Annotated in this window: 14 protein-coding genes and 1 pseudogene; 6 read left to right on the top strand and 9 right to left on the bottom strand. The window is 72.1% G+C overall.

The window, feature by feature from the left end; genetic code table 11:
* Positions 1–27 precede the first annotated feature (27 nt).
* On the bottom strand, positions 28–723 hold the full coding sequence (locus tag IEY95_RS02645; RefSeq protein WP_189184159.1) for an HAD family hydrolase: 696 nt from the start codon (positions 721–723) through the stop codon (positions 28–30).
* 45 nt (positions 724–768) lie between these two features.
* Positions 769–1245 carry an Lrp/AsnC family transcriptional regulator gene (locus IEY95_RS02640; RefSeq protein ID WP_189184158.1) on the bottom strand — a complete coding sequence of 159 codons (477 nt, stop codon included), beginning with the start codon at positions 1243–1245 and terminating at the stop codon, positions 769–771.
* 239 nt (positions 1246–1484) lie between these two features.
* On the opposite strand from IEY95_RS02640, the gene IEY95_RS02635 reads away from it, so the two are divergent.
* The 3 genes from IEY95_RS02635 (at position 1485) to IEY95_RS02625 (ending at position 5680) form a co-directional block, all read left to right on the top strand.
* Complete coding sequence (locus IEY95_RS02635; RefSeq protein WP_189184157.1) at positions 1485–2972, top strand: FUSC family protein; 1488 nt, start codon at positions 1485–1487, stop codon at positions 2970–2972.
* Positions 2973–3154: 182 nt separating this feature from the next.
* Complete coding sequence (locus IEY95_RS02630) at positions 3155–4528, top strand: nitric oxide synthase oxygenase (RefSeq protein WP_189184156.1); 1374 nt, start codon at positions 3155–3157, stop codon at positions 4526–4528.
* Between the two features lie 105 nt (positions 4529–4633).
* Entirely contained in the window at positions 4634–5680 is a 1047-nt protein-coding gene (locus IEY95_RS02625) for a lactonase family protein (protein WP_189184155.1), read from the top strand.
* A gap of 86 nt (positions 5681–5766) precedes the next feature.
* Here the strand turns inward: IEY95_RS02625 and IEY95_RS02620 are convergent, their stop codons facing one another.
* From IEY95_RS02620 to IEY95_RS02605, 4 genes are all read right to left on the bottom strand, one after another.
* Positions 5767–6690, bottom strand: coding sequence for a sirohydrochlorin chelatase (locus tag IEY95_RS02620; protein ID WP_189184154.1), 924 nt, complete (start codon positions 6688–6690; stop codon positions 5767–5769).
* 165 nt (positions 6691–6855) lie between these two features.
* Complete coding sequence (locus tag IEY95_RS02615) at positions 6856–7842, bottom strand: N-acetylglucosamine kinase (protein WP_189184153.1); 987 nt, start codon at positions 7840–7842, stop codon at positions 6856–6858.
* Positions 7839–8516 (bottom strand): uracil-DNA glycosylase, encoded by a 678-nt coding sequence (locus IEY95_RS02610; protein ID WP_189184152.1) that lies wholly within the window; start codon positions 8514–8516, stop codon positions 7839–7841. Before IEY95_RS02610 ends, IEY95_RS02615 begins: the two co-directional genes overlap by 4 nt.
* A 173-nt stretch (positions 8517–8689) precedes the next feature.
* Positions 8690–9775 carry a WD40/YVTN/BNR-like repeat-containing protein gene (locus tag IEY95_RS02605; RefSeq protein ID WP_189184151.1) on the bottom strand — a complete coding sequence of 362 codons (1086 nt, stop codon included), beginning with the start codon at positions 9773–9775 and terminating at the stop codon, positions 8690–8692.
* A 267-nt stretch (positions 9776–10042) separates the two neighbouring features.
* Between IEY95_RS02605 and IEY95_RS02600 the strand changes: the two genes are divergently transcribed.
* Positions 10043–10621, top strand: coding sequence for an Rv1733c family protein (locus tag IEY95_RS02600; RefSeq protein WP_189184150.1), 579 nt, complete (start codon positions 10043–10045; stop codon positions 10619–10621).
* Between the two features lie 391 nt (positions 10622–11012).
* On the opposite strand, the gene IEY95_RS02595 is transcribed toward IEY95_RS02600, so the two are convergent.
* Entirely contained in the window at positions 11013–13067 is a 2055-nt protein-coding gene (locus IEY95_RS02595; RefSeq protein WP_189184149.1) for a HEAT repeat domain-containing protein, read from the bottom strand.
* A gap of 225 nt (positions 13068–13292) precedes the next feature.
* A complete protein-coding gene (locus IEY95_RS02590; protein WP_189184148.1) occupies positions 13293–15197 on the bottom strand; it encodes a phosphatidylglycerol lysyltransferase domain-containing protein in 1905 nt (634 codons plus the stop codon).
* Positions 15198–15573: 376 nt separating this feature from the next.
* Here IEY95_RS02590 and IEY95_RS48650 point away from each other — a divergent pair.
* A pseudogene (locus IEY95_RS48650) lies at positions 15574–15741 on the top strand (deferrochelatase/peroxidase EfeB); the annotation flags it as partial.
* Here IEY95_RS48650 and IEY95_RS02585 read toward each other — a convergent pair.
* A complete protein-coding gene (locus IEY95_RS02585; RefSeq protein WP_189184147.1) occupies positions 15672–16013 on the bottom strand; it encodes a hypothetical protein in 342 nt (113 codons plus the stop codon). The pseudogene IEY95_RS48650 and the gene IEY95_RS02585 overlap by 70 nt on opposite strands.
* Before the next feature lie 536 nt (positions 16014–16549).
* On the opposite strand from IEY95_RS02585, the gene IEY95_RS02580 reads away from it, so the two are divergent.
* Entirely contained in the window at positions 16550–16894 is a 345-nt protein-coding gene (locus tag IEY95_RS02580; RefSeq protein WP_189184146.1) for a hypothetical protein, read from the top strand.
* Positions 16895–17059: the final 165 nt, after the last annotated feature.

Below are 17059 nucleotides of genomic sequence, written 5' to 3'. Positions count from 1 at the left end.
GCCCACCTTCCCTGAAGTCGTGGAAGTTCAGGATGCCGGAGTCGTGCCCGCGAGCCAGTCATAGGCGGACTGCGCGGTGAACTCGGCCTGGCCGCCGCGCAGCAGCAGCCCGGCCGTCGCGAAGGCGGGGTCGTCGGCCTGCGCGGCGACGTACGGGATCGCGATGCAGCGCATCCCGGCCGCGTGCGCGGCGGCTGAGCCCGGCGCGGCGTCCTCCAGGACCACGCAGTCCGCCGGGGCGGCACCCAGGCGACGCGCCGCTTCGAGGAAGACATCGGGGGCGGGCTTGCCGTGCGCGACCTCGTCGGCCGAGACGACGGTCGTCAGATGGGAGTCGAGCCCCGAGCCCGCCAGGATCGCCTCGATGGCCGTCGGCGAAGAACCCGAGGCAACGGCCATCGGGACGCCCTCGGCGGCCAGCAACTCCACGAACTTCCGCATCTCCGGATACACATGCGTGAAGGCGCGGGCCAGCTCCAGATAACGCCGGTTCTTCTCGGCGAGCAGGGTGTCGAGCGGGGCCGTCAGGCCGTAGCGCTCCTTCCAGAGCGCGAGCGTCTCCTGGGTGCTGATGCCGACGTACTGCTCGTGGTCGGCCCATGTGAAGTCTGTGATGCCCTGCCCGGCCAGAGTCTGCCGCCCCGCTTCGAAGTAGTTCGGCTCGCTGTCCACGAGCGTTCCGTCGAGATCGAAGATGATCGAGGTGCTGCCGAGAGTGCGCATGGGGTCAAGGATGCCAAGGAGCGATGGCCGGCCACGCGGCGCGGGTCAGCTCTTCGAGGCCCGCCCGATCGACTCCACCAGCGGCAGCACCCGGTGCGGGACGCGCTCGCGCAGGGCCACCTCGGTGCGCGTGCGGACGACGCCCGGCAGGCTGATCAGTGCCTGAATGACATCCTCCAGATGCGCGTTGTCCCGTGCCACGACCCGGGTGATCAGATCGCCGCCGCCGGTGATCGAGAACGCCTCGATGATCTCCGGGACGGCGGCCAGCGCCTCGCCCACGTCGTCGAGATGGCCCTGCGTGACCTCGATGTGCACAAAGGCGAGAACAGGGTGGCCGAGAGCCGCGGGGGACAGGGACGGACCGGTCCCGGTGATCACGCCTTCCCGCTCCAGCCGGTCGAGGCGGGCCTGGAGGGTGCCGCGGGCGACGCCGAGGATGCGGGCGTACTCGCGCAGGCTGGTGCGCGGCTGCTCCAGCAGCAGCCGCAGGATGCGGGTGTCGAGCTCGTCCACGGCCATGGTCCGTTGGCCTCCTTGTGGCCTGAGGTGATCTCCTTCGACTGTACCAATGGCTCAGTCTGGACCGAGCCTGTTGAGCCAGTTCCCGTCTGCCGCTTACCTTGTCTGTATTGATGGCGCTGCGCAGCGCCGGACGGCAAGGACGCCGTACCGGACCCGCGGCGCCATTCGCATGTGTCGAGGTCTTCGGACCACGAGGCCAAGAGCGAAGTGGGGGCGGGCAGCCGACGGTGAAGAAGATGTTCATGGCTCCGGATCCGGGACTGTTCCGGTTGCGGGTCTCGCTGCGGGCGGTCGTCGGCATCGGCCTCGCGGTGACCCTGTCCGAGGTGGCCGGGCTCTCGCTGCCCGCGTCCATCACGGGCGGGCTGGCGGCACTCCTCGCGCTGTTCACGGTCGCCGACCCGACCGTGCGCGGCCAGGCCCTCACCACCGCACTGCTGCCCGTGGTGGGCCTTCCGGTCCTCGCGCTCGCGACCGCCCTGCACGGCATGCCGCCGCTGCGCGACGGGACCTGGCTCGTGGTGATCTTCTGCGGGGTGTACGCCCGCCGCTGGGGTCCGCGCGGGCATGCGCTCGGCATCTTCGCGTTCATGATGTTCTTCACCACGCAGTTCCTGCACGCCGTCCCCGGTCAGCTCCCTCAGCTGTACGCGGCTCTCGCCCTGTCACTGGCGGCGTCCTCGATGGTGCGCTTCGGCGTGTGGTGCATCGAGCGGCGCACTCCGCTGCCCGCCGCGCCCGCGCCGCTCGACGGACGCGGGCTCGCGCGGCCCGCGACGCGCCAGGCCTTCCAGGCGACGGCAGCCTGTGCCTTCGCGCTGTTCGCGGGCCAATTGCTCTCGCACGACCGCTGGTACTGGGCCGTCGGCACCGCCTGGTGGATCTTCGTGAACACCGCCTCGCGCGGCGAGACGCTCATCCGGGGCTTCCGGCGCGTCGTCGGCACCGTCACCGGCATCGTGGCCGGCCTGCTGATCGCCGTACCGCTGCACGGTGCTGCGGCACCCACCGCCGCGCTCGTCGCTGTCTGCGTCTTCGGGATCTTCTATACGGCCGCACCCTCGTACAGCTGGATGATGTTCTTCGTCACCGTCATGGCGGGCCTGCTCTACGGGCTGCTGGGCGTGCTGCACCCCGGGCTGCTCGGTCTCCGGTTCGCCGAGACCGGCATCGGCGCGCTCGGCGCCGCGCTCGCCGTCGCGCTGATCCTGCCCATCACGACCCACACGGTGACCGACCGGTGGGTCGAACGGGCGCTGCACGCGGTGCAGGGCTGCACCGCGGCGGCGGCCAGGAGGCTCGCGGGTGACACCCAGGCCGACCCGGCGCCCCGCGCGGCGGAGCTCGAAGCACTTCTGGGGCGCGTACGCATGGCGCTCGCGCCCCTGGTGCATCCGCTCAACCCGATGCGGGCGCGCAAGGTCCGGGCCCGCCAAATCCTCGCCCTCCTCGACGACTGCGCCCGTGAGACACGCGGTCTCGCGGCCGTCGCCGCCGACCCGGACGCCTCCCACGACGCACGCCTCACTGCCGCGTGCCGACGCGTCGAGACGGCGATGGAGTCCCTGGTCGGCGCCGTGCCGGAGCGCACCCCGACGGCCCATCCGGCCACCCCGGGCCACCACCCCGGCGCCGAGCAGGCCCTCGCCCACCTCCACGGCCTGGAGCGCGCGCTCGTCGCGCTGGCCACGCCCCTGCGCGGCTCCCGGCTCATGAGCGTCTGACGCTTCCCGCACGGAGGTCCGACCTCGGCGCCTGGACACCAGGCGCCGGAATGACGCACTTTTACCGGCCACCTAGAGGGTGGATCACCGCCCCTGACGGGTAACCCCGCGGCTATCAGACGCACGGAACCCGCGGATCGTGCGGGAGCGGCCCGCGGGCCGATCCGCTTGGGGGTGGCACCATGCGGGACTTCCCCCGCAGAACCGGACGCGCAGAGGGCTGGGCCGACGACGGCAGCGCCGAGTACCCGGCCTTCGACGGCGACGGTCCGGGCGGCTGGCTGGACCGGGTTCCGGCCGTCCGCAGGCGGGACGGCACGGCTTCGAGCACCCCGTACGCGCAGGTCGGCGCCGACATCGTGACCCGGACCCCGGGTCTCAGGGGACAACTGGTCGGCGGTGGTTCCCCCGCGGCTCACGGCGAGGTCTCCTCCGGCTCCGTCTCCGCGCCCTACGAACTCCTCCGCTCCGCCACCGAGTTCCTCACCCTCCACCACACCGAGGAGCGCCTCGGCGACCCGGCCCGCCGGATCGCCGCCGTGCGCGCAGAGATCGCGGACACGGGGACGTACCGGCACACGAGGGCGGAACTCGTCTTCGGCGCGCGCGTCGCCTGGCGCAACGCCAACCGGTGCATAGGACGGCTGTACTGGCGCTCCCTGTGCGTGCGGGACCGCAGGGACGTGAGGGACGCGGAGGACGTCGCGGAGGCGTCGGCGGACCATCTGCGGGAGGCGACGCGCGATGGCCGGATCCGGGCGCTCATCACGGTCTTCGCGCCCGACGCGCCGGGCTGCCCCGGCCCCAGGATCTGGAACGAACAGCTCGTCCGGTACGCGGGCTACGCACGCCCGGACGGCGGCGTGACCGGCGACCCGAGGAACGCGGGCCTCACCGCGCTCGCCCAGCGGCTCGGCTGGCCCGGCGGCCCGGGCACCCCCTTCGACGTACTGCCGCTGGTGATCCAGGGTGCCGATGACAAGCCCCGCTGGTTCTCGCTGCCGGTCGACGCGGTGCTCGAAGTGGAGCTCGCGCACCCCGAGTACACCTGGTGGCGCGCGCTCGGACTGCGCTGGCACGCGGTTCCGGCGCTCGCCAACATGTGCCTGGAGATCGGCGGCATCTGCTACCCGGCGGCCCCGTTCAACGGCTGGTACATGGGCACGGAGATCGGCGCCCGCAACCTCGCCGACACCGATCGCTACGACCTCCTGCCGTACATCGCCGACCACCTCGGCCTCGACACCCGCACCGACCGCTCCCTGTGGAAGGACCGCGCGCTCGTCGAACTCAACCGCTCCGTGCTGCACTCCTTCGACCGGGCCGGCGTCACGGTCACCGACCACCACACCGAGTCCCGGCGTTTCCTGACCCACCTCGGCCAGGAGGAACGCAAGGGCCGCCCGGTCGGTGCGGACTGGTCGTGGATCGTGCCACCCATCTCCGGCAGCGCCACGCCGGTCTTCCACCGCACCTACGAGACCGTGGAGCGGCGCCCCGCGTATGTTCACCATCCGGAGGCACTCGAACGGGCGCAGGGCGCGGCCCTGTTCTAGGACGCCACTCCAGGAGGCCGTCCTCGGATCGCCGCCTTGGTCTAGACCGTCGATCGTCGACTGCTACCGTCGCCCCGAACGGCGCGGGACCGAGAGGGGACAGCAGTGGCAGACGGCGACAGGCGGCAACAACGGGCGTTCATCGGCTCGTTCACGGCGGCGGGAGGCCTCGGCGTCATCACCGCGGCCGTGGACCCGGGCAGCGGCGCGCTGACCGTCCTGAGCGCGGTGGACGGCGTTCCCGACCCCTCGTACCTCGCCCTGTCGTCCGAGCGGGACATGCTCTACGCGGTCAGCGAGACGGCCGACGGTGCGGTGGCGGCGTACCGCGTGAAGGGCGACAAGCCGGAACTGACCGGGCCGCCCGTGCCGGTCGGCGGCAGCGGCCCGACGCACCTCAGCGTCTTCGCCGGACACGTTCTGACCGCCAACTACGGCTCCGGCAGCGTCACCGCCGTGCCCGTCCGCCCCGGCGGCGGGCTCGCGGGCGCCGCCTCCAGCGTGCTCCAGCACACCGGCTCGGGCCCGCACACCCCGCGCCAGCAGGGGCCGCACGCCCACCAGGTGCAGCCCGACCCCAGCGGCCGCTGGGCGGTGAGCGTCGACCTCGGCACGGACTCCGTACGCGTGTGCGCGCTGGACGGCGGAACCCTCACGCTGCACCGGGAAATCGCGCTGCGCCCCGGCTCCGGCCCCCGCCACCTCGTGTTCCACCCACGCGGCGAACACGCGTTCGTACTCAATGAACTCGCGCCCACCGTCACCGTCTGCCGCTGGGACGCCGCGGAAGGCGGGCTGCGTCCGGTCGGCGAGACACCGGTGCTGTCGGGCGTCCCGAATGGCGACGCGTACCCCTCGGGCATCGTCGTGTCGCGCGACGGCCGCTTCGTATGGACCGCCACACGGGGCCAGGACGTCGTCTCCGTGCTCACGCCCGACGCGGTCGGCGAGGGGCTGCGGCTGATCGCCACGGTGCCCTGCGGCGGCACCTGGCCGCGCGCGCTGGCCCTCGACCCCTCGGGCCGTTACCTGTACGCCGCGAACGAGCGCTCCGGCGACGTGACCTGGTTCGTGGTCGACCCGGACACAGGCATGCCGCGACGCGGCGGCTCGGTCGAGGCTCCCGCCGCGTCCTGCGTGGTCTTCGGCTGACCTCGGCCCGCGTCGTACGCCGTCGGGGCCCGCTCCTCTCGGAGGAACGGGCCCGGACGGTGTTCTGGTACCGGTGTGCCGGACGGCTAGCGGACCGGCGTGCCCTGCGACTGCTGCGGGGCGATGCCCAGCGCGGTCGTGTACTTGGCCAGCGCCAGCTTGCCGATCGCCGGGTAGGGGCCGAGCGCCTCGGCGGCGGAGCAGCCCGCCTCCTTGGCGGCCGCGTCGAGCAGGCCCGCGTCGAGTTCCGGTCCGATCAGGTACGGCGCGAGCGCGAGCTGCTGGGAGCCCGAGCCGCGCAGCTGCGCGGCGGTGGCCGCGATCGCGCCCTCCTCGTCGAGCGCCGCCGCCATCACCGGCACGGCGAGCCGCGCGGCGAGCAGCATGCCGGTGATCCCGGCCGCCTGCACGGCCTCCTCGCCGCCCACGGAGGCGAGGATGATGCCGTCCGCGGCGGTCGCCACGGTGAAGAGCCGGGCGCGGTCGGCGCGGGCCAGACCCGCCTCGGACAGGCGCACGTGCAGCGCCTCGGCGAGCAGCGGGTGCGGGCCGAGCACATCGGTGAGATCGGCCGCGACCCGGCTGTCCATGACGGCCTGGCGGACCCGGCGCAGCAGCGCGTTGTCCGGGCTGGCGAGCAGCGGCACCACGATGGCGACGGGGCCGTCGGGCTCGGTCACATCAGCACCGGCGGCGCGGGCCTGCTCGAAGCGCGCGGCCCGCTCCTCGGCGGCGTGCGTCAGCACGGACTGCAGGGTGCGGAACTCGGCGTCGTCCCCGTCGAGGTATCCGATCCGAGCGTCGAGGCCGGGGAGCTCGGAGCGCGCGATGCTCACGACCTCCTCGGCGAGGCTGCGCGTGGCCGCGCTGGGGGTGCCCGGCACCGCGAGGACGAGCGCGGGCGCGCCCTCGGGAGCCGCCAGGGGTTCCGGGCGGCGGTGCCGCCCGGGCTGGCGGGGTCGCGGCATTCGTACTGGCAGGCCGGACGCGGGCCCAGTGGGGGAGCTCATGGCGCCGCATGTTACTGGCTTCTTGGGCTCCCCTGTTCGGGGAGGGTGCAGGTGAGCGGTTTCCGTCCGCTTTTGTCTGATGAGTTACGTAAGGATCAGAAGTGATCAGTATCGACGCACCACGTCCTGCGGCCTGCGTCAACTGCACTTGTCCGACAGGGCGGATCAATCCGTCTTTTCGGTCACTACGTACAGCATCCGCTGGTCACGGGGGAGTGCGAGCTCGTCGTTCGCGAGATCGACGGCGATGCGCAGGGCGCCGTCCACCGGGTCTCCGGCGGCCGGCACCCGCCGGGCGTGCGGCAGTTGCTCCGCCAGCTCCTCACCCAGAGGCGCGAGGAGGGCGTCGCCCATCTTGAACAGGCCCCCGGTGACGGCGACTTGGGCCTCACCATCGGCCGGGCAGACCGCGGCCGCCGACTCGGCCATGTGCCGGGCGGCCGCACGAAGAATGTCCGCCGCCACCGGATCGCGCCCGGCGCAGGCGGCCACCTCGGGGGCGAAGGAGGCGAGGACGGCGGGCCGGTCGGTGCGCGGATACAGTTTGCCCGGCAGGTCCGATACCGGGCCGAACATCCCCTCCGCGCGCTCCAGCAGCGCCGTCGAGCCGCCCCGGCGCCCGTCGAAGGCCCGCAGGGCCGCCTCCAAGCCCGCGCGGCCGATCCACGCCCCGCCGCCGCAGTCGCCGAGCAGATGGCCCCACCCATCGGCCCTGCGCCAACTCGTCAGATCGGTTCCGATGGCGATCATGCCGGTGCCCGCGGCGATCACGGCACCTGGCTGATGGCCGAGCGCACCCGCGTACGCGGTCACCGCGTCGGCGGCCAACGCGAGCCGACGCACACCGAGTTCACGCTTCAGCGCCGACGGCAGCTCGGCGCGCAGCTCGGCGCCGAGCGTGGCCAGGCCAGCGGCTCCGACGGCGACGGCCCCGAGCCCATCGACCCCTGCCGCCGCCATCAACCGCCGCGCCATCGGAAGCAGTTGCTCCAGCAGATGCCCTGCGTCGATGCCACGCGGGCCCGTACGGACCGGTTCCTTCGAGGCCAGCGGAGCACCGAAGGGCTCCCCTCGCACGGCGAGCACGGCGCGCAGCCCCGACCCTCCCGAGTCCACGGCCAGCACAGCCGGCAGTGCGCCGCCCCGGGTCACGGCAGGCGCCAGTCCACCGGCTCCGCTCCCTGCCTGGCGAGCAGGTCGTTGGCGCGGCTGAAGGGGCGGGAGCCGAAGAAGCCGCGGTCCGCGGAGTAGGGGGAGGGGTGCGGGGACTCCACCGACGGGAGGTCGCCGAGGAGCGGGCGGAGGTTGCGGGCGTCGCGGCCCCACAGGATCGACACCAGGGGCCCGCCGCGCGCGGCCAGTGCGCGGATCGCCTGCTCGGTGACCTCCTCCCAGCCCTTGTCCCGATGCGCGCCCGGGCTGCGCGGAGCCGTGGTGAGCGCCCTGTTGAGCAGCAGTACGCCCTGCTGGCTCCACGGCGTCAGATCACCATTGGACGGCTGGGGCAGCCCGAGGTCGGAGTTCAGTTCACGGAAGATGTTGATCAGGCTGGGAGGCAGCGGACGTACGTCCGGCGCGACGGAGAACGACAGTCCCACCGCGTGCCCCGGTGTCGGATACGGGTCCTGCCCGACGATGAGGACGCGTACCTCGTCGAAGGGCTGCTGGAAGGCCCGCAGGACATTCGCCCCCGCCGGGAGGTAGGTGCGTCCCGCGGCGATCTCCGCGCGTAGGAAGTCGCCCATCTCGGCGATCCGTCCGGCCACGGGTTCCAGAGCTTTCGCCCAGCCCGGTTCGACGATTTCATGCAACGGTCGTGGTGCCACGGGCGTCACCCTACTGCCGTACACACAGCGGAGATCAACCCGGTGTCCGTGGGGCGACCGAGGATGACCGGTACGTTGACGAACCGGGTGCTCCCGAGACAAGGTGCGCTTGTTCGTGGTCCGTTGGAGCCTCCCGAATGATCTTGTGTGATGCGGTGAGGTATCAGAAAGCCTCAGGCCACGACGGCCGCACGTACGCACAGCACGTCCGGCAGGTGCGAGGCCAGCTGCTGCCAGCTGTCGCCGTCGTCCGCCGACGCGTACACCTCGCCGTTGCGGTTGCCGAAGTACACCCCTGCCGGGTCCGCGCCGTCCGTGCACAGTGCGTCGCGCAGCACTGTGCCGTAGTGGTCCTCGGCGGGCAGCCCGGCCGCCAGCGGCTCCCAGCTCTTGCCGGCGTCCGCCGTGCGGTAGACACGACATCGCCGGCCTGCCGGGACACGGTCCGCGTCGGCGTTGATCGGGAAGACGTACGCCGTGTCGCCGCGGTGGGGATGGGCGGCCGCCGCGAAGCCGAACGTGGACGGCAGGCCCTCGCCGATGTCGGTCCACTGCCGGCCCGCGTCGTCGCTGCGGTACACCCCCCAGTGATTCTGCAGATACAGCCGGTCCGGAGTCACCGCGTCCTGAGCGACCTTGTGCACGCACTGGCCGAACTCCGGGTTCGGATCCGGCAGGAACACCGCGGAGACACCCGAGTTGGAGGGAGCCCAGCTCCCGCCGCCGTCGTCGGTGCGGAACACCCCGGCCGTGGAGACGGCGACCGTCACCGCGCGCGGGTCGCGCCGGTCGGTGAGGATGGTGTGCAGTCCCTCACCGCCGCCGCCCGGCACCCACTGCGAGCGGGTGGGGTGCTCCCACAGCGGACGGACGAGCTCGAAGGACTCGCCCCGGTCCTCCGAGCGGTACAGCGCGGCCGGCTCCGTGCCCGCGTACACCACGTCCGGTTCGGCGGCCGCCGGGTGCAACTGCCAGACGCGCTCCAGCGAAGCGCCGGTGTCCTTGGGGAACTTGACGGCCGGCCGGGACGGTTCGGTCCACGTCCGGCCCAGGTCGTCGGAGTGGAAGACGGACGGGCCCCAGTGCGCGCTGTCCCCTCCGGCCAGCAGCCGCGGCCTCTCGCCCCGGGTGTCGATCGCGACCGAGTACACGGCCTGAGCGTTGAAGTACGGACTCTCGTCGAACTCCCACGCACCGCCGCGCCGGCGCCCGATGAAGAGGCCCTTGCGCGTGCCTACGGTGAGCAGTACGTCGGCCATGCCGACCACCTCCGCGACGTCGTTGTCTCAGACACGGGCCAGTCTGCACCCAGCCACTGACAGCGACCCCCGTGTGCGGCATTTCGGCAGGTCAGGGCGGTGGTGTCGGGTCTCGGTCGGGCTTCTCGCCCGTCGTCACCGGGCTCGGCCGCGGGGCGCCGGGGCAACTGGGGCGCAGGAGGAGCGGGGCGCGGCGTGAGCATCGGGCGGGCCGAGCGCGTATGGGAGATGTGGCGTGTCGGCGCGGTTGTGAGGAGGATGCCATTGATGGCGGCATTCCGTGGTCCCAAGGTGTGGCTGTGGCGGTGGCGACGCAACCCGCTACGGCGACGCAGTGATGCCCTGGAGGCCTGGACCGTGCTCGTCGCCTGGGTGCTCACCGTGCTCGGCGGCCTGTTCGCCGGGCTCGCGGCCACGCAGTCCGTGGAGCAGGGTCTCGCCCAGCAGCGCGCCGAGTGGCGTTCCGTCCCCGCCCTGCTCACCGAGGACGCGCCCGATGCGAGCGCCATGGAGACCGGCGGCGATCTCGTGTGGGCGAAGGTGCGCTGGACCGCGGCGGACGGGTCTCTGCACGCGGGCCAGGCGAGGGTGTTCGCCGGCACCGCCGCGGGCACCTCGGTCACCGTGTGGTCCGACCCTCACGGCCGCCTCGTCACCAGGCCCGCCACCGCCTCCCAGGCCCAGCTGCGGGCCTCCTTGGTCGGCGTCCTGGTCGGCGTGAGCGCCGCGGGGGTGCCTTTCATCGGCGGACGGCTTTTCCGCGGCCGGCTGGAACGGCGGCGTATCGAGCGCTGGGACGAGGAGTGGGAGCGGGTCGGGCCCATGTGGGGACGAATGACTAGCTGAGGGGGAGCTTCGTCGCGCACGGGCCGCAGCGCGTCGCGGGCCGACCGGGCCCTCGGCAGGGCCGGTCGGCCCGTGCCCGACCCGGCCTCGCGGCGCAACGCTGAGGGGCGGACGACGAAGGGAAACGTCAGTCGAGGCGCAGGTAACCGACACGAAGGCGGGTACCTGCCGTGCGGCACATCTGAGCGCAGGCCCGCGCTGTGCCGCACCGCGTCTGCGCGTCCACGGCACCGGACGCGCAGACGTGTCTGCGCCGTACGCCCGAGGGGCGGCATATCTCATGAGCGGAGGCCGACCGTAACCCCACGTAAGCAGTGAGTGATGCCCGGTGCGCGGGCGGCCGCCCCGCGCGATGTCTCGAGGGGCCGGTCGCGGTGGCACCGAGCCGTGGCTACCGCATGGCATCCAGTGCCGTGCGGCAGCCGCGCAGGAGCGATTCGTCCTCCAAGATGTCGTGGCTGCCGTATCCCCCGGAACGCGCCCGGTGCCGTCGTGGGGCGGTGAGTTCTGCCTGGACCAGATCCCGGGCGGGGGCGGCCGCGCTCCCCATTCGGGCGAGGCACCCGGTGACGGTGCCGCGGGTGTACGCGTTCTGCCGCCACGCGGAGCGGAGCGCAGGGAGGACCGGCTCCGGATCCCGGGCGATGTCCCACAGGGCGCAGGCGGCGGCCGTCCGCTCCCACACCTCGGTGGAGGCGGCCAAGCGGTGGAGTTCCGGGAGCGCGGGGGCGGCCAACGGCCCCAGGCGGCCGAGGGTTTCGGCGGCGGTCCGGGGGTGTCCGGCCGGCGCCCGCTCTGCCGCCAACTCCCGCAGCAGTACGGGAAGTACAGCGTCGGCGTCCCCCGCCACCGACCAGAGCGCGTCGGCCGCCGTGACGGCGCATGCGCCGTCCAGCAGCTCACGCAGCGCCGGCACCGCCTCACGCCCGCCCGGCCCGAACGCCCCGAGAGTCCGGGCGAGCGCCTGCACGAGCCAGTCGCGGCGCCGCAGTTCGCGCGGCATGCCGTACAGGAGCCGCAACACCTCCGGTAGGGCGGCCTCGTACCGCAATGTGCCGAGCGCGACCAACAGGGGCGCCGCCCGGTCGTACGTTTCCGGGGAGTCGAGGGGGACATCACGGAGCCGCTCCCTCAGCAGCGGGGCCAGCTCCTGGCCCGCCGGGCCCAGGTACGCGATCGCGTAGCCGACGTCGTTCGGCACGACGGGCCCCGCCAGCACCTGGGCCAGCGCGGGTACCGCCCGGGGATCTCCGGCTCTGGCCAAGGCCTTCAGCGGGCGGCCGAGTGTCGGCGTCCCGCGCCCCCAGGACTCCGGGTCCGCCTCCAGGAGAACGGCGAGGCGGTCGGCGGCCGGGGCCGCCAGGGTGAACAGGGACTCCAGGACGGACACCGCGGCATCGCGCAACCGCTCCTCGTCCGAGGTGAGTTGCTCGCCGATGAGGGCGACCGGTTCGGCGTAGTCGGCGCGCCATTCGCGGAACAGCCCTGCGGACATCCACACGGCATTGCACCGGTCGGCGGGATCCGCGCTGGTCAACTGCCCCTTGAGCAGGGCGATCCGGTCGGCGGTGCGGCCGCCGAGCCCCGAGTGGAGCGTCCGCAGCAACTGGGAGCCCTCCTCGTCCGCGGGGCGCAGCCGCCGCAGATGGCCGATGAGCGTGTCGGTATCGGGCCGTTCGGGCTCGGCCGGCACCCGAGGGCGCCGCGATCTGGCCCGGAGGAGGGCGACGACGGTGGGCACGAGGTCGGCCGGCAGACGATCGGGTGCGCAGCCGGCGAGCTGACCCAGCGCGGCGAGCCGCAGTGCCGGATCGTCCGGGGCGGCGCAGAGCGTCACCAGACAGTCCACCGCCGCAGCGGCGGACTCGGTGTGCAGCCGCGCGAACAGGCCGAGGCCCTCGGCCAGTGCGAGCCGGACGCCGCCCTCCTGCTCGGCGTCGAGTCGCTCCCTCAACAGGCTGAGCACGCGCGCCGGTTCGTCCAGAAACCGCACGAGCGCGCTCGGCACCGCGCGGCGAACCACCGGATCCCGGTCCGCGACCAGTTCGACGAAGACCGTGGCGCCCGCCCGTATCGCGGCCCGTGCCATCGCGTAGTTGTCGTCGGCACCGTCCCCTTCGTCGGCGTCGACCAGGACGTCGTCCTCGGCGTGGGGGAACCCGTCCGCGGCGTCCCCTCCACCGATGCTGACGAGCAGCTCCACGATGCCGCCCCGGTCGGAGAGTTCGGTGTGTGCGACGAGCGCGAACAGGAAGGGGATGGACGCCAGCGTCGAGTCGTACACATCGCCTTGGTGGTGCACGGCCCCGTACATCCCGTCGAGGGCGGTCTCACGCTCCTGCGGGCACGGCGAGGCCAGTCCCCGGAGCAACTCCGGTACGTCCTCGGCACTTCCGTAGGCATGCTGCATCGAGGCCCAGTCGACCTCGTCGATCCCCGTGAACACGGTGTCCTCCCCAGGCGTAAGGCATTGATCGCGAGTGTGCACCACGGCACTGACAGTGACGCCCGGGACGCCGTCGGCGGCAGCCTGGACTGGGGCGATTCAGCCAGGACGGCCGGTCGTACGAGACGGCCGGGTCGGCGCGACGGGAGGACGGAGCGGTGGCGGCAGAGGTCGGCGGCTTCGAGGATTCGTGCGCCGAGGTGCTGGCCAAGTCGATGCGCATCCTCAAGAGCGAGGCGAAGGCGATGAAGGACGAGAACGCTGGGTCGGAGGCACCGCAGGTGACACCGGCGGCTGCCCGGACGGCTGCCGAGCCGGACGTGCCTCACCCGACGACACAGGCCCCGGGCGCCGCACACTGAACCCGGCACGCGGCAGGGCGGGCGGGGCGAGGAAGCCCTCCGCCCGGGCTGCCGCGATGCCGATGCGGGGAAGGTCGCTGCTCTTCTCGAAGAGGATGTAACGCGGTTCCCAGACGGGCCGGTACTTGGCGTTGGCCCGGTAGAGGGATTCGAGCTGCCACCAGCGCGAGAGGAACGTCAGCACCGAGCACCACAGGCGCAGTACGGGTCCCGCGCCCAGCCGGGTGCCGCGTTCGAAGACGGACCGGAACATGGCGAAGTTCAGGGATACGCGCTCGACGCCGATCTCCTGGGCGCGCAGCAGCAGTTCGATGACCATGAACTCCATGAGGCCGTTCTCGGAGTCGCGGTCGCGGCGCATCAGGTCCAGCGACAGCCCCCGCTCGCCCCACGGCACGAAGCTCAGCACGGCCCGCGGCTCGCCCTGGCTGTCGTGGCACTCCAGCATGACGCAGCGGCCGTCGGCCGGGTCGCCGAGACGCCCGAGCGCCATGGAGAAGCCACGCTCGGTCTCGCCGTCACGCCAGTGGTCCGCCTTGTCGGTCAGCGCGGCCATCTCCGCCTCGGGAAGGTCCGCGTGCCGCCGGATGCGCACGGTGTAACCGGCCCGGCGCACCCGGTTGTGCGCCTGCCGCACGCCCCGCATCGCGCGTCCCTCCAGGGTGAAGTCGGCCCGGTCCACGATGGCTTCGTCACCGAGTTCCAGGGCGTCCAGGCCGTGCCGGGCGTAGATGGTGCCGGCCTCCTCGCTCGCGCCCATCACCGCGGGCGTCCAGGCGTGTCGGCGCGCCTCCTTGAGCCATTCCTCGATCGCGCCGGGCCAGGCCTCGGGGTCGCCGATCGGGTCGCCGGAGGCCAGGGTCACGCCGCCGACGACCCGGTAGGCGATGGCTGCCTTGGCGCTCGGGGACCACATGACCGCCTTGTCGCGGCGCAGTGCGAAGTACCCCAGTGAGTCCCGTTCGCCGTGCCTGGCGAGCAGCTCCCGCAGGCGCGACTCGTCTTTTTCGCCCAGGAGTTCGCGACCGCGAGGCGCGCGGAAGCACGCGTACAGCACCAGGAGGAAGGTCGCGGCCATCAGGACGTTGATCAGGATGTCCACCCAGCGGGGCGCGACCACGCTGTCGAAGCGGTCGGCGAGCGGGCCGACGCTGACCCCGCGCAACAACGTGTACGCGATCCGGTCGCTCAGCGGTGTCCCGGACACGCGGTTGGTGACGCTCACGAGCAGGGTGCCGAGGGTGGCGCTGACCAGCAGCCCGCCGGCCCCGACGGCCAGGGCCAGTCGGGGGTTGGAGCGGTCCCCGACGGCGTGGAACTCCTTGCGCCCGAGCAGGAGGGCGGCGACGAAGAGGCCGGTGAGCAGGGCCGAGATCCAGTTGGAGCCGTGCTGTTGATACCGCTCCTGGGTGAGCGCCGCGGCGTACAGCGCGAAGAGGGGGCCGGCCATCAGCAGGTTGAAGATCCACGCCGCTCGTTTGCGGCGTCGCATCACCAGAGCGAGGAACAGGGCCAGCGCCGCCGAGATCAAGCCGGCGGTGGCCAGATACGGGGTGAAGAACCCACCTCCGTTGTGCTCGTGCACCTCTTGGCGGAACGGCAGCGAGAGCACCGCGACGATGTTGAGCAGCGCGAGCAGCCGCAGGTACCAGACGGTGAACGCGGCCGCCCGCAACCGCGTACCGGCGGCCGGTCGTCCGGCCGGGTCGGCCCGGCGCGACCTCGGGTTCCGCTGTTCCGGGAGGAGCGCTGACTGTTGTACGGGCACCGTGGAGCATCACCTTGGGGAGAGGCCGGGCGAACCGGTGGGGACAGAGGCGGGGAACCCTACATGTTGTAGGGAAGAGAAGGGTTATCGCGAGGTCAAGGAGTAAGGAGGCGGTAAGAATCGCCGCGCCGGCGAGCTGACCGAAGGGCCAGGTCAGTTGCGCTGCCGCGCGGCGAAGTCGCGCCCGATGTCGACTTCCGTGCCCGCCGCCCCTCTGCTTCACGTCGGCATTTCCGCAGGTCGGAGCCGCTTGAGTGGGTCTTGCCGGCGCGCGCTGCCGCGTGGCCGAGTCGAATGCTCACGGCATGCGGTGGCCGCTACGACGAATTACCCGTCCGATGCAGGGGCATTGATCCGCCGCGTTGATTTCCTCTCCTGCTGCTACCGGCAGGACGTGGTCCGCCCCTTCGAGGCGACCCAGGAGCGGTTGATCGACGAGCCGTTCGTCGACCACATCACGCCCACCGGTGGCGGCTACTTCTTCGCGCTTCCGGGTGTGCGCGGCCACTCCGACCGGCTGGGGCGCGGACTCCTCAAGGGGTGATGCGGGCAGGGCTCACCGTTGTCCCCGACCGGGCGGTCGCGCTTGGCCGCCCACCAGAGGAGGTCACCCAGGGCCGCGCCCGCCATCACCACGGCCATGATCACGCCCGCCATGGTCAGTCCGTCGTCGAGGTGCGGACGCCCGTGCACGGCGTGCAGATCGAACCCGCACAGGTGGTACACACCCACCGCGGCGATCCCGAGGCTCGGCACGAGCAGCGCCAGCACGGACAGCGGTCCGCGTCCCGTGCGTCCGGCGTCACGTTCCTCCATGGGGTCCCCCGATCCGTAAGAGGCTGATGGTGGAACCCTACGATATGTAGGGTGGCCCCGACGGTCTCGGGTGACGCTCGCCCTACAGCACTCTCGGAACCACCTCCCCCGGGATCGTGGCTGTCGTGGTCCGCCCTGGCGAGGGCGCGTCAGGAACGTACGGCTGTCGCCATGACCGTTCGGATCACGCCATGACCGCAAGGCGCCCGTGCCATGACTGTAGGGTTCCCGGCACGTTCTGGCAGGTGGCGGTGTGCCCCGGCCGTGGTCTGGGCGCGGATGCCGTAGTAGCGCAGCCCGTACCTCGTTTCGTCCAGGATGCTGTGCGGTCGATGGGCGACTACCATCTATTCGTGAGAGCCGCAATGCCGGGTACGCCCACCGCCGGCGCAGTCCCTGATCATCAGGGAACCGACAACCTTGCATGTGTACTCGGGCGGCAATCCCAAGACCGCGCCGGGGCTTGTGCCCCGCGGCCGCGGCCATCCGTCTCGTGCCTCGAAAACCGCACGTGGGGGTGGAAGGAAGGTAAGTCCATGAATGCACAACGCGCGAGGCGTCTCGTCGCAGTGTCCGCCGTCGGCGTTCTCATGGCCGGCGGTACCGCGATCGGCGCGGCGGGTACGGCCTCGGCAGCCGTCCCGACCCAGGTTTCCTACCCGACCCAGGTTTCCTACGATTCTCACCGAAACTGTGGATACGGTTACGGCGGCTGGTGGAACAACTGCTACCGCGGCTATGGCTATGGCAATGGCTACTACGGCTACGGCAATGGCTACTACGGCTACGGCAATGGCTACTACGGCTACGGCAATGGCTACGGCTATGGCAATGGCTACGGCTACAACAACGGTTCCTTCGTAGTGATCGTCGTGGGCTGAAGTGGATACAACGGAGCACACTGAGGGCCGCCACCTGCACGTGTTCAGGTGGCGGCCCTCACCGTCGGCCCCAACGGAAGCATTTCAGCGCACTCCCCTTCTACCGACGTGACCACGAAGCGCTGCTCGGGTCGATTGCGCAGCGCTCCTCGTGTCGGCCTCGTG

Source organism: Streptomyces albiflavescens (genome assembly GCF_014645835.1).
GTDB classification, from domain to species: domain Bacteria; phylum Actinomycetota; class Actinomycetes; order Streptomycetales; family Streptomycetaceae; genus Streptomyces; species Streptomyces albiflavescens.
The sequence above is the reverse complement of the archived record's forward strand: the minus strand, read 5'-3'. Positions and strand labels throughout refer to the sequence as shown.